Source organism: Pseudoalteromonas sp. T1lg24, assembly GCF_002964745.1.
Lineage (GTDB): Bacteria > Pseudomonadota > Gammaproteobacteria > Enterobacterales > Alteromonadaceae > Pseudoalteromonas > Pseudoalteromonas spongiae.
The window spans coordinates 16,919-32,084 of the sequence record NZ_PQCB01000016.1; the positions used below are offsets into that span (position 1 = coordinate 16,919).

Consider the following 15,166-nt stretch of genomic DNA (forward strand, 5'->3'; position numbering starts at 1 on the left):
GAGCTAAGGGGGAACAAGCATACTTAAAGTAGATTAACGATTGGCTCCCCCTCCCCGACTCGAACGGGGGACCTGCGGATTAACAGTCCGTCGCTCTAACCAACTGAGCTAAGGGGGAATCGTTAAATGCTAAGAACTTGGCTCCCCCTCCCCGACTCGAACGGGGGACCTGCGGATTAACAGTCCGTCGCTCTAACCAACTGAGCTAAGGGGGAATGGCGTTGTTCTCAACGGGGCGAAATATTAATGACAGCATGGGGAAGTGTCAACAACTATTAATTAAGAAAGTTAAAAAAGTGGTTTGAATGCATATTTGTTGTGCAACTTGCTAGTTTTTTAACTGCTTTCGTGTGTTATTTGTTCATTAGTGTTTTAAAAATAATGGAAATTACATATCAAAATGAAGTATCTAAAGTTAAAAAATTAGACACTCGCCACCTTGCTATTCATTTTTTGCCTTAAAATTGTGCTTACGGATGATATAAACACTGAACTTGGTTTTTACTTTTAACACATTTAAGTAATTAACGATTACCAGTAAATATTTAAAAGCTATTTATTACTGAGTCGAATTCACAATAGAGCGCAGACTTAAGTTCACATACTTCTAATTGTGCTTTTAGATTTAAATGCTAAAGCGGACATTTATGAATACTTTGTGACTTATTTGCTTCACTGAACTGACAGGCTAATGTAAAACTGTGGCGCTATATCCCAAACTCGAGTTTATAAAGAAGCAAAGAGGCACGAATACTCATGGTATTTAGGATTTAGAGCAGAACAATTAAACTAGTGAAAACGTGTAATGCTAAAAAACAATACGTTATGCCTAGTATAACGATAAGTGTGATTGGGAACTTATAACGTATGTGTTTCGCTTATAAGACACTAATAAAAAGACATACTCGATTGTAAATCGCTTTATACTTATATAAGAGCTAAGAGCTAAGAGCTAAGAGCTAAGAGCAAATAAAACGCGCGATCGGTTCTAATAATAAGTATTTTAATTTACCTAACGATTAATGAATTAATCACTAGTGAAAAAGTATCAATATTTTTCTTGGCAATTTTTTTGATACTGATATTAGCGCACTCTATGACATATTTATTTTTGTAATCGCTGATTAATAAAGGGCTACATTTAGTTATCCACTAAATCTGTGGATAACTCTGTTTATGAATCTTTGAGAACATAACCAAGCCCTTTATTTATCGGTTGTAAGAGAAATGCAATAGTTTTCAAATAAAAAATATTTATTAATAAATTCAATGGCTTAATTTATTTGATGGTTTTTGGTTGAAAATTGTTCGAAATGTAATCTCGGTATATTTATTGCGCAAGTTGTTGTGTAAAAACTAGTCGGAGTAGTGGTTGTTAGCTGTTACTAACTGAGTATCTATCGGAATATCAGTGTATTTATATAAATCAAATGTAAATGTAAAATTCTTTTGGTTTACTTTTTGTTTACATTGGTTGGGCGGGTTTGTAAAAAGTTAATTTGCGATGGTATCAACGCGCTCATTTCATTAGAATGTTGCGGTGCTTATATAAGGGTCCTCATGCAACAGTCTAAATCGCAATCAGCAAATAGCGCCGCATCGCTTCTCGAAGCGCCGATTGAAAAAACACTTGTTAAAATGACCGTGCCAATGATTTTCGGCATGATCACCTTAATGTTGTTTAATATTGTCGATACTTTTTTTGTCAGTATGTTGGGCACAGAACAACTTGCTGCAATTAGTTTTACCTTTCCGGTTACATTTACGGTTATCAGCCTTGCAATAGGCCTCAGTATCGCCACATCGGCAATAATTGCTAAAGCACTTGGTGCAAATAATCACGCTGAAGCGCGTTTCGATGGTGCAGTCGCATTAATCGTGTCTGCATTGTTAGTTGTGGTGACGTCATTTATTGGCTATTTACTGATCACACCGATTTTTACATTACTTGGCGCGACACCAGAACTGCTGGTTTATATTCGTGATTATATGACGGTTTGGTTTATCGGCAGCGCGCTACTTATTACCCCAATGATTGGTAACGCCGTTTTGCGTGCTAGCGGCGATACTAAAACACCCAGCATTATTATGGGCGGGGCGGGGGTGATAAACGCAATCTTGGACCCTATTTTAATTTTTGGTTTTGGACCAGTGCCTGCCATGGGCATTAAAGGTGCTGCGATTGCGAGTGTGATTGCCTGGTCATTTGGTGTTGCCTTTATTCTTTATCTGCTGATTATTAAGCGCAAACTTGTGGCTTGGGAAAAGTGCCAGCAAAGTGTAATGACCGCAACGGTAAAAATGCTAAAAATTGGCGTACCCGCAGCCAGTGCAAATATGCTAACGCCGATAGCAATGGCAATAATGACTGCGATTGTCGCCAGCTATGGCGCGCATGCGGTGGCGGCATTTGGTGTGGGAAGTCGTATCGAATCAATCGCCAGTATTGTGGTGTTAGCACTTTCTATGACACTACCACCTTTTATTAGCCAAAATTTCGGTGCAAATCGTTACGACCGTGTTGAGGCAGCTTATATGGCGAGCCTGAAGTTTGTACTTATATGGCAGTTCGTTATTTACCTAGTGCTTATCGCGTTAAGTGGTGTGATAAGCCATATATTTGCTGAAGAGCAAAGTGTTATCGATGTGATAAAACTGTTTATCTACATTTTACCGTTAGGCTACGGTTTGCAGGGTATTATAATTTTAACTAATTCATCATTAAACGCATTACACAAGCCAATGCACGCGCTGGTACTTAGTATTGTACGCTTATTTGTGTTTTATTTGCCATTTGCCTATGTCGGTAGTTTAATCGGCGACTTACAAGGGCTATTTATTGGTGCGTTAGTGGGTAACTTATTCACAGCATGTGTTTCATACACATGGTTTAAAAAGCAGTTAACCAAATGCCATAATAGTATTGTGCCACACACTGTTTAGAGGGAAATATGAGTAAAGAAGATGTTTCAGATTTCAAATTGGTATCGCCCTTTAAACCCAATGGCGATCAACCAACTGCCATCGCGCAACTAGTTGATGGACTCGAAGCAGGATTGGCCCACCAAACCTTACTGGGTGCTACCGGTACAGGTAAAACCTTTACCATGGCTAACGTTATTGCAGAGCTAAATCGCCCGACTATTATTTTGGCGCATAACAAAACCCTAGCAGCTCAGCTATACGGTGAGATGAAAGAATTCTTTCCTGAGAATGCCGTGGAGTACTTTGTTTCTTACTACGACTATTACCAGCCAGAAGCGTACGTCGTTGCAAGTGATACCTTTATAGAGAAAGACGCTTCAATAAACGACCACATCGAACAAATGCGTTTATCTGCGACCAAAGCGTTGCTTGAGCGACAAGACGTTATTATTGTTGCATCAGTTTCGGCTATTTACGGTTTGGGCGATCCTGACTCTTATTTAAAGATGATGTTACTGATAAAACAAGGTGACACCATAGATCAGCGCGATTTACTGCGCCGACTTGCTGAACTGCAATACACCCGCAATGACATTGATTTTCAACGTGGTACATATCGTGTGCGCGGTGAAGTAATTGATATTTTCCCTGCTGAATCTGAAACCATGGCTATTCGCGTTGAAATGTTTGACGACGAAGTTGACCGCTTAAGTATTTTTGATCCACTTACAGGCGCGGTGGAACGGCATATTATTCGCGCCACGATTTACCCGAAAACCCACTATGTAACGCCGCGTGAAAAGATTTTAGCGGCAATAGACAACATTAAAGAAGAGTTGAAAATTCGTCGTAAACAGTTACTTGATAATAACCGTTTAGTTGAAGAGCAACGCGTTGCACAGCGCACCCAATACGATATTGAAATGATGAGCGAGCTGGGGTATTGCTCGGGTATTGAAAACTACTCACGTTATTTATCGGGTCGAGCACCTGGCGAGCCGCCACCGACATTGCTTGATTACTTGCCTGATGAAGCCTTAATGATTATTGATGAATCACATGTAACTGTATCGCAAGTAGGCGCAATGTATCGTGGCGATCGCAGTCGTAAAGAAAACCTTGTGGAATATGGCTTTCGTTTACCATCGGCACTCGATAATCGTCCGTTAAAGTTTGAAGAATTCGAAGCGATTTCGCCGCAAACGATTTATGTCTCGGCAACGCCTGGGGATTATGAATTAGAGCGCTCCAATAATGAAGTAGCCGAGCAGGTTATTCGTCCAACTGGCCTATTAGATCCTGAACTTGAAATTCGCCCAGTCGGAACGCAAGTGGATGATTTATTGTCTGAAATCTATAAGCGTGTTGAGCTAAACGAGCGTGTATTAGTTACCACATTAACCAAACGCATGGCTGAGGATTTATCTGATTATTTAAATGATCACGATGTAAAAGTGCGTTACCTACACTCTGATATAGATACCGTTGAACGCGTTGAAATTATTCGTGATTTACGTGCAGGCGTATTCGATGTGCTGGTCGGAATTAACTTGCTTCGTGAAGGGTTAGATATGCCAGAAGTGTCTTTGGTGGCGATTTTAGATGCTGACAAAGAAGGTTTCTTGCGTTCAACCCGATCGCTTATCCAGACCATCGGTCGTGCTGCCCGTCACATTAACGGTCGTGCAATTTTATATGCGGATCGCATAACAGATTCGATGAAGCGCGCGATTGACGAAACCGAACGTAGACGCAGTATTCAGCACCAATACAATTTAGATAACGGCATTACGCCACAAGCCCTGAATAAGAAAATCACCGACATTATGGACGTGGGTGAGCAAGTTGATGATGCGCCTAAAGCAAGCAAGAGAACGGTTAGTAAAGCGACCGCTGAAATTTTATCAGCCGATGAAATTAACAAGAAAATTAAACAGCTTGAATCTGAAATGTTGACGTTTGCCAGAGACCTTGAGTTTGAAAAGGCAGCAAGCGTACGCGATCAAATTCAACAATTACATCAAGAATTAATAAATGCCTAATATCGATTTAACCAATTTACTAAGCGCTATTGCCAAAGGCGCACCGTTTAATGATGAAGTGTGCCGTGTTTATCATGGCCGTGGTGATAGCCAAGGTGAAACTAATTTCATCAATTTAGATTGGTACCCGCCGTATTTATTTCTTGCGTGCTACAACGCAATTGATGAAACAACGCAAAACGCACTAACAGAAGCCGTTTGGCAAGCGCAGCAAACTGGCGGATTTAACGCAAAAGGGCTTGTGTTTCAGTATCGTGCCGGACGTGATACGCAAGTGTCTGTGCCGTTTGGTGAGGTGCAAGACCGATTTGAAGTTGCTGAACTTGGCGCCAAATATTGGGTACAACTAACCAAAACGCAAAATACGGGTATTTTTCCTGATATGCGTGAGGGCAGGGCGTTTGTTAAAAATAATAGTCACGATGCAAAAGTACTTAACTTGTTTTCATATACCTGTGCGTTTTCGGTTGTCGCTAAATTAGGTGGCGCTCAACAAGTTATCAATATGGATATGAATAAATCAGTGTTGCGTACGGGGGCTGATAATCATCGATTAAATAACGTGGCGGAAAATATTAGTTATTTACCTCACGATATTTTGAAGTCATTTGGTAAATTAAAAAAGGCCGCGCCGTTTGATTTAATTGTGGTTGATCCGCCGAGTTTTCAAAAAGGCAGTTTCGTACTAACCAAAGATTATCAAAAAATCTTACGTCGTTTGCCGGATTTATGCCACAGCAATACGCAGCTATTGTTATGTGCTAACAGCCCTGATGTATCAGAAAACCTGTTTATCGAGATGATAAGTGATGCCACCGAAGGGCGACTGAGCTTTGTTGAAAGACTACCAGCAGCTCCGCGTTTTGAAGAGCCAGAAGGTGCAAATTTAAAGGCGCTGGTTTATCGTCTAGCGTAAAATAAGTAACCGATGCAAAACAAAAAAGCGCTAAGTAAAACACTTAGCGCTTTTTTTATAACTTATTGATTTCTTTCGCTACTTGGTAGCCATCGTCCGTTACAATTTTTTCGAGTACTTGAACACGTTCAGTTAGCTTGGTGATTTGTTGTTTTAAATCTTCTGTTTGTGCATCACTTGCTTGATTGTGTTTTAACGTCTTCTCTTTAAATTTAATGTGCTTGTTGTACATATCTGCCAATACGCCAAAACCTACTGAGACAAATACGATCATTACAATCATCGTTGTGCCACTCATTGTCGCTCCTAACCTTCGAGTAAATGTGGCTTTAGCTTAATGCAAAAACATACACAATGTGAAATTTAATGATAAGCGGTCAAATTTGGTGTTTTTCGAGTCGATATAAAAAGGCTTTGTAACTTAGCCCTAATAATTTTGCGGCTGCAGTTTTATTATTTTCACAGCGTTTAAGCGACTGTAATAAAATATCGCGTTCAAACTGATGCCAATCTATTCCCTCACTTGGCAAAATATATTGATCGCCTTGCTGGAGTTGCCCGTTTTCGTGTGTAAGGCTCTCTAATAGTTCGTCTTCATCGCCAAGTAGGGCGTAGCGCTCAATGCAATTTGATAGCTGCCTAACATTACCAGGCCACGGGTAGCTTAATAGTTGTTTTAGTGTGTGCGCACTTAATGGTTCAATATTTCCACCATATTGCTGGCTAAATTTGTCTTTGAAGTAATGAATAAGTTTGCCGATGTCTTCACTTCGCTCACGCAGCGCTGGCATATGAATAGGCACAACGTTTAAGCGATAATACAAATCTTCACGAAACAGGCCTTCTTCAACTTGCGCCAACAATTGTTTATGGCTTGCTGCAATCACACGCACATCAAGCGCCACTTCTTGGTGACAGCCTAACGGAGTGATCACCCCTTCTTGTAAAAAGCGCAGTAATTTAGTTTGTAATTGCGGGCTAAGCTCCGCCACTTCATCTAAAAATAACGTACCGCCGTCGGCCGCGGCAAATTTGCCGAGTTTATCTTGATTAGCACCAGTAAATGCCCCTTTTTTGGCGCCAAATAATTCAGCTTCGGCAATGGATTCAGGAATTGCGCCACAGTTAATCGCAATAAATGGGCTATTTTTGCGCGGTGAAATTTTATGAAGTGCACGGGCAGCAAGCTCTTTTCCGGTTCCGCTTTCTCCACTAATTAAAACGGTTGCGTTAGTGGAAGCCACTTTTTCAATACGTTGAAAAACCTTTTGCATACATGGGGCGCTACCAATCAAATCGACCATACTGTCTTGTTGACTCAGTTGATTGTTAAGCGTTTGGTTGGTTAAACGTAACTGATTTGCTTTATTTGCTTTGGCGAGTGCAAGTAATAGCTCTTGCCGTTGAAATGGCTTTGCTAAATAGTCATCCGCGCCTTTTTCTATGGCAAGGGCTGCATGATCAATTGAGCCATAAGCTGTGGCAATAACTATACCCACAGGGAAGTTGTTTTTTCGCGTAAACTCTAATAATTCAAGCCCGCTTAATTGGCCCAATTTCCAATCGCTAAAAATTAAGCTAATGCGATTATCTGCTTTAAGTGCCACAATTGCTTCTTCCACGCTAAATGTTGCTGTGACGGTAAACCCCTCAGCACTTAGCATTGCAGCGATTAACTCATTTTGAGCAGCATCGTCCTCAACTAATAGAATATGTACGTTATCCATTAAACTTCTCTTTTAAACATTGCGCGAAAGTGACTACCATTTTGACTGGTGTTAATAAGTTGAATATCGCCCGCGTAATACAAATTGATAACCTGTTTAGCGAGGTAAAGGCCGATGCCGGCACCATCTGGCTTGTCGCTTACATGCGGTTGGAATAATTGCGCTTTAATAGCTGAATTTACACCTTTACCTTTGTCATTAATATCAACGTTTACCGTTTTTTCATGTGTATTTACATCAATATCAATAACGTTGTTTTCGCCGCCTGATTCAATACCATTGACGATAAGCGTGTGTAAAATACTGCGTACTTCGGTTTCGAGGCCAACGAGTTTAATACTGTTATCGCAATTGATGTTAATGGGTGTATTTTCTGATAATAGTTCGAGCTTTATATCCGTTAGTACGGCAGCAAGCGGTACCTCAGTGCTTCTGTCGACTTTATCTTTGGAGAGGGTTAAAAGTGCATTAATATTTTTATCAATATGCTCGATTTTAGTATGCGCAATTTGTTCTAGCTTAGTGCGCTCTGTTTCAGGGGCTTTAAAATATTGGTCTATGGTTAAGTTTAGGGTGTGAACAGGGTTACGAAGTGCATGGGCAATACCGCGACTTAATTCACCGAGCTGCGCTAAGTGTTTTTTCTGTTCTATTTGGTGCTGTACTTTAGCGAATTCGGCCAGTTTGCTGCTCATTGAATTAAACTGCTGTGCACAACGCTTAAGTTCGGTTACACCTTTAGCAGGAATTTGAATTCCGAGTTTATCGTTATCTAGCTCATCCATCGCTTGCACTAGCTGATTAATTGGCCGCGTGATTTTGTTGGTAAGCCAAAGTGCCAGTAGCAATGCAAGAGCAGAGGAAATAGCGATACTCCAAAGAATTGACTGCGTAAAGCGTTCAAAGCTCGCACTGTCGGTAAGGTATTCGGTACTAATTTGACGATGTACTTGCATATTGTCTAAGTCGTCTACCGCCATAAACACCGCTTCAATCTGCTCTGCATTCTGACTAATAATTTCAATACTGCGTTCGTTATCTTTATCAATTACCACATGGCGTTTTACAACCGTGGCACTGTTTTCGTGCGCGTTAGATGCTGCATGAGCATCGCTATCGGATTCTGCAGCGATATGAAATTCAAATTTCATATCGCTGTTATCCCCACTTTTTGGGGCAATTTCGATTAGCTTTTTACGAACCTTATCTTTGGTCGAGGCTAATATTTTTTCTGTTAATACTTCACTTTTACTTAAAATCTCACTTTCGATTTGCTGCTTAAAATACATAGTGAGTGCCGTTTGAATTAATGCGACGCTGGCAAACAACACAACTAAAGTAATAATTAACAGTTTTCTGATACTCAAAGAAGGCTTCCTTTTTTATCGAATGTAAATAACACGTGGTCATATCTTAATTCAAACTTTGTACCAGATTATCAGCTAATGCCTAAATTAAGAATAACTATACAACACATTGAAAGTTATATAGTTACTACTCAAATGTAATTAAGCATTAAAAGAGTGCTCACCGTTTTTGTACTGTAATTCCTGATATCAGGATATGCGACCCGCATATAGGTAAACTCAATTTCGTTAAAATTATCAAAAAATAGAAAAATCATTTTAAATCAGTCGATTATGCTTTTGGCATGAAAATTCCTTAGCAACAAACAGAGTTAACAACAAAACCAATTAAACAAGGAATTAACCATGTTACTTAAAAAAACACGTTTTTTACCATTAGCGGCATTAGCACTTGCATGTACTACAGCGGTGGCGGGTGATACAGAGAAAAAAGTAAAAGTTATTGAATACAAAACCGATATTGAACTGATAAGTGATGGGGCAACAACGCCGATTAAGATACAGTTCGATGGCAAGCCGAGTGAGCAGCAAATTGAAGATGCAGTTGCGGGTTTACCATCTGAAAAACAAGAAAAGGTGCGAGAGTTATTACGTAACCTTGAGGTTGAACATGATGAAGGATTGAAGGTATTTGCATTTAAAAGTGGTGAGGGCGATATTGAAAAGCATATCGAAATACACGCCGATGAAGCTTGGTCGTCACAAAGCGGTAGCAATGTATTTGTTTTGAGTGACGGTGAAAAGCAGGCTCAAGTATTTAAGTTTAAATTTGAAGGCGATGAGTCGGATGGACCTTTTCATGCGTTAAAACACCTTTTGAACACGGTCGATTTAACACCAACCCAAATTGTTGAGTTGCAAAATATACTAAGTCAAAAATAACAAAATATACATCAAGCGAAGCCAGGCTGTTAAAACCACGCTTGGCTTTATTATTTGCGTTAAATTTTCCATAAGTCATTGAATTTGTTAGTGCTATTCAAACTAGACTCGGGGTGTTTAGTGTACTCACTACGTTTAATGCGGGTTATCTTATCTCACGCTTTATTCGTATATTAATACTACATTGTAGGATTAATTGGACGGGTTGAATTATTTATTCTACATTGTGATAAAAATAATATATTTAAATAGCAATGAAAGAGAAGTTTCTAGGTGAGTTTGAACAAATGGTGATGCTTGCCATTTTAAAACTCAATGACAATGCATACGGGGTGTCTATTCGCGACATGCTAATTGAAGCAATTGATCGCGATGTGAGTGTAGGGGCCTTGTATACCACTTTGGAACGCCTTGAAAAAAAAGGTTTGTTAACAAGTTCGCAAGGAGAAGCGATTGCTGAACGAGGTGGTAGAGCAAAGAAATTTTATGCTGTAACCGGTCAAGGAAAGCAGGCGCTTAATCGTGCTAAAAATGCACTTGATACCTTATGGCAAGGTGTGCAGTTAAGTAAGTTAGCACGTTATGCATAGTTCATCTCCGCTTAAAAACAAACACGAAATGGTGCTAGCTAATAAACTGCTGAGCTGGTGCTTACCTGCGTCAATACGCGATGCGGTAATTGGCGATTTAGAAGAAACGTATTATTTAAAACAACAACAAGGCTTCGCGCCGATTGCGATTCAATATTGGTATTGGCAGCAAACGTTTAATCTAGCCTACCGTTTTATGCCAACAACTCAAAGAGGGTTAATCATGTTTATTTTAAGTCTAATTGTGTTTATGTCGATGATGCTATTTGGCATGGTTATGGGTGCGGATGTAACCGCGTTTATTGATGTGCCATCAGCAATGTTGGTGTTTCCTCCAGCTATCTTTTTTGCTATTGCTGCTACGTCTTGGCAAGAGTTTACCTTTGCATTCGGTTGCGTGGTAAGTGATGAAAGAAGCTTTAGTGAGCGAGAACTCGTGCAATCAAAGCGTGTTTTTTCGGTATTAGGAAATTCTGCTTTGTGGTGTGGCGGCATTACGACCTTGATTGGTTGGGTAGCAATGGCATCAAATATTAGTGCACAAGAGTTTAGCAGTGTAATTGGGCCCGCATTTGCGGTATCAATTTTGACGTTTTACTACGGCGCTATTGTTAAACTAATTTGTTATGTTGCAGCGCAACGTATTGAATCTAAGTTACTAAACTAAAAATTTTACGCCAAAGTTAAAACAAAAAAGCCCGCATTGCGGGCTTTTTTGTATTTATTTTGTTCAGGCTAATTGACTTTCTTTCTGCCTGAAAATGCATGGGAGAGTGTCATACCGTCCACTAAATCAAGTTCACCACCAACCGGTACGCCATGGGCAATACGTGATGCACTAATGTTATTTTTAGCACACATATCGGCAATATAATGCGCCGTTGTCTCACCTTCTACCGTTGGGTTTGTCGCTAAGATAACTTCTTCAATGGTGCCCGACTTTAGTTGTTGCTCAAACACATCCAGACCAAGTTCAATTGGTCCGATGCCGTCAAGTGGCGATAAGTGACCCATTAAAACAAAGTAACGGCCTTGAAATTGCCCCGTTTGCTCAATCGCTAGAATATCCGTTGGTGATTCAACGACACATAACAGACCTGAATCTTGGCGTTTTGTACTTAAGCAAATATCACATTGATCGGTTTCGCAAAAAGTTCGGCAAGTTTTACAATGGCCAACGTTTTCCATTGCAAACGTTAAACTTTGACCTAATTGACGACCGCCATCGCGATCATGTTCTAACAGGTGAAATGCAATACGTTGCGCTGATTTTGGGCCGATGCCAGGCAAGCAGCGCAAGGCTTCAACAAGTTGGCTTACGCCTGATGTTAATTTCATAAGGAGTTTGAGTTTTCCAATTTTGCTATAACATACACTAAGTTACTAAATGAGCCAATTATTCAAAGCTGAGATTACTTGGCTTTGCTAATAACTGTGTATTGTGTGCGATAGGCTCGTAGGTATATTCAATGTGTGGATTACGTAGCCAAAGCTTACCTTTACTAATAAGTAAGGCACCAAACGACACTATGGTGGCTTCATCTGTAATGGGCAGTGTTACCTCAACGTCGCGCCAGTCTCTTGTTCCACCGCTACTTGTATAACGTAAGTTATCAAATGCTAGGGAATTATTGTCTTTGTCCTCGATGCGCATCCAAATACTTGCCATTGACTTTACAAATTGGTGTTTGATTTGTGCGCGAAACGTTATTCCGGTGACGTTTTCTTTTTTGGCACGTGGCGCATTGAAGTTAAATCGTTTTAACAGCACACCAAAGTCAGGGTTATCAATTACACTTTCGAGCAATAGGGTGTCGCCATCATTTCGTGCTTGGTATTCGCCATTGAGTTCGTCACTGATCTTCCAGGTTGATAGATCAATAGATTGAGACCCTAGGGTAAATTCACCAAATGGCGTTGTGTTGTATCCAACAATATTTAAATATTTTGTGCGTTCTTTGCTTGGGGCATCATCTTTTGGCCTAACATAACCAAAAGGGGTGCTCGTATCTTTTGCATCATTTGGCGCTTCGCTAATTTGAAATTTATCGAACCACACTTGCCCTGAGCCTTGAAGGACACCAGAGTATAATAATGCCGATATGTCGGGTGTAATATCTGCAACTACTGAAAAACGTTGCCACTCAAGGTCGCTGTTAGTGCCAATAAACTTCGCTTCAGCACGACGAGTAATGCTGTCTTCATTATCAATTAAATAAAGTCGCAGTAAGGCTTCACCATCTAAATTACTGGCTTTCACGTAACCTGATAACTCAATTCTTTTATTTTCATACGGCTTTGCATCGATCGTTTGTTTAATGGTTGCAATACCCTCTTTACTAGGCAGTTTATTAATTAGAAATACGCTTGATTTACCATCAACTTTTTCCTTGTTTGATAGCCCATAGCGGTAATTGTTAAATGGATAAGCAAAAAAATACCAATCGTTGAGCGCAGGTTTTTCTTCCAGCGATAAAATTTGATGACTTGAGAGAAAATCAAAGTGATTTAATTGCACATTGCGATTATGGATCGCTGAATAAACGAAGGCTGTGCAACAAATAATTAGTATAAAAATCAGAGTACGAATTGCGATTGTCATTGTTGTTATTAACTCAATACAGCTTAGTCGGTGATTGTATCGTTTACGGGGAATATTTAAAACAAGCGTAAATCTGATTGCGCTTAATTTCGGCAACTATTTCGGATTTGAACGTTTGCTCTTGAAATCTCAAAACTCAACCCTATATCAAATTGCAATATAGCAAAAACCTAAGATTTTGACGGAGTTTTCAATGTCTGCCCAAAAAGAAACATTTGGTTTTCAAACCGAAGTAAAGCAACTTCTACAGCTTATGATCCACTCTCTTTATTCAAATAAAGAGATTTTTCTACGTGAACTTGTTTCAAACGCATCCGACGCAGCAGATAAACTGCGCTTTCTCGCACTAGAGAATAACGACCTTTACGAAGGTAATGGCGAGTTACGCGTTCGTATTAGCGCTGACAAAGATGCAAACACCGTAACTATTTCAGATAACGGTATTGGTATGAGTCGCGAAGAAGTGATTAGTTCACTTGGTACTATCGCAAAATCAGGCACGGCTGAATTTTTCCAAAACTTAACGGGCGACCAAGCACGTGATTCACAACTAATTGGTCAGTTTGGTGTGGGTTTTTATTCAGCGTTTATCGTTGCTGATAGTGTGACAGTGCGCACTCGTAAAGCGGGTGAAGCGCAAGCAACTGAATGGCATTCACAAGGTGAAGGCGAATACACGCTAGCGGATATTGAAAAAGCCGAGCGTGGTACTGAAATTATTCTGCACTTACGTGACGATGAAAAAGAATTTTTAGAAGAGTTCCGTTTACGTTCAATCGTAACTAAATACTCAGATCACGTATCAATTCCAGTGGAAATGTATCAAGCGCCAACGGAAGAGTCAGAAGGTCCTGATGGCGAGAAAATTCCAGCAACGCCAGGTGAGTGGCAAGCAATTAACAAAGCAACAGCGCTTTGGACACGTGATAAATCAGAAATTTCTGATGAAGAATACAAAGAATTCTATAAGCACGTTGGTCACGATTGGGAAGAGCCACTAACATGGGCTCACAATAAAGTAGAAGGTAAAACAGAGTACACAAGCCTACTTTATATTCCTAAAAAAGCGCCATTTGATATGTGGAATCGCGAACGTCAACACGGTTTAAAACTGTATGTGCAACGCGTATTCATTATGGATGATGCTGAGCAGTTTATGCCTAACTACTTACGCTTTGTTAAAGGCTTACTAGATTCAAATGACCTTCCACTTAATGTGTCGCGTGAAATTTTACAAGATAACAAAGTAACGCAAGCAATTCGTAAAGGCTGTACATCGCGTGTGCTTAAGATGCTTGATCGCATGGGTAAAAACAAGCCAGAAGAATACCAAACATTCTGGAATGAGTTTGGCCAAGTGATTAAAGAAGGTCCAGCTGAAGATATGGCGAACAAAGAAGCCATTGCTAAGTTACTACGCTTTGCTTCTACAGATTCTGATCTTGAGACACAAAATGTATCGCTTGAACAATACATTGCACGCATGAAAGAAGGTCAAGATAAGATTTATTATGTTGTGGCTGATAGCTTCCAAGCAGCGAAAAGTTCTCCACACCTTGAGATCTTCCGTAAGAAAGGCATTGAAGTGCTATTGCTTTCAGACCGTGTTGATGAATGGATGATGAGTCATCTGACGGAATTTGACGGTAAACAGCTTGCATCAATCACCCGTGGTGATTTAGACCTTGGTGATCTGGATGACGAAGAGAGCAAGAAAGAGCAAGAAGCGTCTGAAAAAGAAGTCGAAGGCTTAATTGAGCGTGTTAAAACAGCGCTGGGTGATAAAGTGAAAGAAGTGCGCTTTACTCACCGTTTAACAGACTCGCCAGCCTGTGTGGTTGCCGATGAACACGACATGAGCTCGCAAATGCAAAAGCTAATGGAGCAAATTGGTCAACAAGCACCTGAAACTAAGCCAGTGTTTGAGTTAAACCCAGAGCATCAACTTGTTAAGCACTTAAATGATGTGCAAGATGAAGACAACTTTGCACAATGGGCTGATGTACTGCTTGACCAAGCATTACTAGCAGAGCGTGGCAGCTTGAAAGACCCTGCAGGCTTTGTATCTCGCTTAAACAAACTCATGTTAGATTTAAGCAAGTAACCAATCGGGTT

Annotated in this window: 12 protein-coding genes and 2 tRNA genes; 7 read left to right on the forward strand and 7 right to left on the reverse strand. The window is 40.2% G+C overall.

Annotation, left to right across the window (positions count from 1 at the left end; all coding sequences use genetic code 11):
- Window positions 1–41 precede the first annotated feature (41 nt).
- Window positions 42–118: transfer RNA gene (locus C2M30_RS07430), tRNA-Asn, on the reverse strand.
- 20 nt (window positions 119–138) lie between these two features.
- Window positions 139–215, reverse strand: a tRNA-Asn gene (locus C2M30_RS07435).
- Window positions 216–1,560: 1,345 nt separating this feature from the next.
- Between C2M30_RS07435 and C2M30_RS07440 the strand changes: the two genes are divergently transcribed.
- The 3 genes from C2M30_RS07440 to C2M30_RS07450 are packed head-to-tail and all read left to right on the forward strand — an operon-like array spanning window position 1,561 to window position 5,883.
- Window positions 1,561–2,943 (forward strand): MATE family efflux transporter, encoded by a 1,383-nt coding sequence (locus tag C2M30_RS07440; protein ID WP_054980441.1) that lies wholly within the window; start codon window positions 1,561–1,563, stop codon window positions 2,941–2,943.
- Window positions 2,944–2,951: 8 nt separating this feature from the next.
- Complete coding sequence (gene uvrB, locus C2M30_RS07445; protein ID WP_105171193.1) at window positions 2,952–4,967, forward strand: excinuclease ABC subunit UvrB; 2,016 nt, start codon at window positions 2,952–2,954, stop codon at window positions 4,965–4,967.
- Complete coding sequence (locus tag C2M30_RS07450) at window positions 4,960–5,883, forward strand: class I SAM-dependent methyltransferase (RefSeq protein ID WP_105171194.1); 924 nt, start codon at window positions 4,960–4,962, stop codon at window positions 5,881–5,883. Before uvrB ends, C2M30_RS07450 begins: the two co-directional genes overlap by 8 nt.
- Before the next feature lie 55 nt (window positions 5,884–5,938).
- On the opposite strand, the gene C2M30_RS07455 is transcribed toward C2M30_RS07450, so the two are convergent.
- The 3 genes from C2M30_RS07455 to C2M30_RS07465 all read right to left on the reverse strand — a co-directional run bounded on the left by C2M30_RS07455 (window position 5,939) and on the right by C2M30_RS07465 (window position 8,977).
- Window positions 5,939–6,181, reverse strand: a complete 243-nt coding sequence (locus C2M30_RS07455; protein ID WP_054980438.1) for a hypothetical protein — start codon at window positions 6,179–6,181, stop codon at window positions 5,939–5,941.
- 79 nt (window positions 6,182–6,260) lie between these two features.
- On the reverse strand, window positions 6,261–7,610 hold the full coding sequence (locus C2M30_RS07460) for a sigma-54-dependent transcriptional regulator (RefSeq protein WP_105171195.1): 1,350 nt from the start codon (window positions 7,608–7,610) through the stop codon (window positions 6,261–6,263).
- Window positions 7,610–8,977 (reverse strand): HAMP domain-containing sensor histidine kinase, encoded by a 1,368-nt coding sequence (locus C2M30_RS07465; RefSeq protein WP_105171196.1) that lies wholly within the window; start codon window positions 8,975–8,977, stop codon window positions 7,610–7,612. Before C2M30_RS07465 ends, C2M30_RS07460 begins: the two co-directional genes overlap by 1 nt.
- Window positions 8,978–9,322: 345 nt before the next feature.
- Between C2M30_RS07465 and C2M30_RS07470 the strand changes: the two genes are divergently transcribed.
- The 3 genes from C2M30_RS07470 (at window position 9,323) to C2M30_RS07480 (ending at window position 11,116) form a co-directional block, all read left to right on the forward strand.
- Window positions 9,323–9,859 (forward strand): hypothetical protein, encoded by a 537-nt coding sequence (locus C2M30_RS07470; protein WP_105171197.1) that lies wholly within the window; start codon window positions 9,323–9,325, stop codon window positions 9,857–9,859.
- Window positions 9,860–10,113: 254 nt separating this feature from the next.
- Complete coding sequence (locus C2M30_RS07475) at window positions 10,114–10,449, forward strand: PadR family transcriptional regulator (RefSeq protein WP_234004701.1); 336 nt, start codon at window positions 10,114–10,116, stop codon at window positions 10,447–10,449.
- Entirely contained in the window at window positions 10,442–11,116 is a 675-nt protein-coding gene (locus C2M30_RS07480) for a hypothetical protein (RefSeq protein ID WP_105171198.1), read from the forward strand. The genes C2M30_RS07475 and C2M30_RS07480 overlap by 8 nt, the downstream gene beginning before the upstream one ends.
- A 68-nt stretch (window positions 11,117–11,184) precedes the next feature.
- Here the strand turns inward: C2M30_RS07480 and recR are convergent, their stop codons facing one another.
- Together recR and C2M30_RS07490 are read right to left on the reverse strand one after the other, a co-directional pair.
- Window positions 11,185–11,787, reverse strand: coding sequence for a recombination mediator RecR (gene recR, locus C2M30_RS07485; RefSeq protein ID WP_105171199.1), 603 nt, complete (start codon window positions 11,785–11,787; stop codon window positions 11,185–11,187).
- Window positions 11,788–11,845: 58 nt separating this feature from the next.
- Complete coding sequence (locus tag C2M30_RS07490; RefSeq protein ID WP_158683345.1) at window positions 11,846–12,967, reverse strand: hypothetical protein; 1,122 nt, start codon at window positions 12,965–12,967, stop codon at window positions 11,846–11,848.
- A 277-nt stretch (window positions 12,968–13,244) separates the two neighbouring features.
- On the opposite strand from C2M30_RS07490, the gene htpG reads away from it, so the two are divergent.
- Complete coding sequence (htpG, locus tag C2M30_RS07495) at window positions 13,245–15,155, forward strand: molecular chaperone HtpG (protein WP_010559842.1); 1,911 nt, start codon at window positions 13,245–13,247, stop codon at window positions 15,153–15,155.
- Window positions 15,156–15,166 lie beyond the last annotated feature (11 nt).